Origin of the sequence: Mycobacterium intermedium, assembly GCF_002086275.1 — a bacterium.
Lineage (GTDB): Bacteria > Actinomycetota > Actinomycetes > Mycobacteriales > Mycobacteriaceae > Mycobacterium > Mycobacterium intermedium.
In genome coordinates, this window is record NZ_MVHT01000313.1 from 1 (window position 1) to 464 (window position 464).

Annotated in this window: 1 protein-coding gene; it reads right to left on the reverse strand. The window is 68.5% G+C overall.

Translation table 11 applies throughout. From position 1 onward, the window contains the following. The coding region (locus BST27_RS30835; RefSeq protein ID WP_139805526.1) for an AMP-binding protein at positions 1 to 464 on the reverse strand (464 nt) is incomplete at both ends.

The following is a 464-nucleotide window of genomic DNA, read 5'->3' on the forward strand; positions in this document are numbered from 1 at the left end:
AGCCCAGATCTCTTCCACCGAGGCGTCAAAAGCCAGCGAGTGAGCCTGCGCCCACACCCCCGGGCGCGGCACATCACCCAGACCCATCAACACCTGGGTGAGGTTGTGGTGGGTGACCGCCACCCCCTTAGGCACGCCGGTGGTTCCGGACGTGTAGATCAGGTAGGCGACATCGTCGGGGCCCGGCGCCGGCAGCGGGGACGCCGAATAGTTTTGCGCGTCAGCCACCTTGATGATCGGCAGGTCATGCCCGTCGAGTCGGTCGGCCAGTTCGGTGGTGGTGATCAGCGCCACCGGGTCGGCATCGGCGAGCACGAACCCGACCCGCGCAACCGGCACTGCCGGATCGATCGGCACATAGGCGGCCCCCGCCTTGAGCACCCCCAGCATCGCCACGACCGCATCCGCTGAGCGCGGCAGCAGCAACGCCACAAACCGGCCCCGACCCGCACCGGCCTCAACCA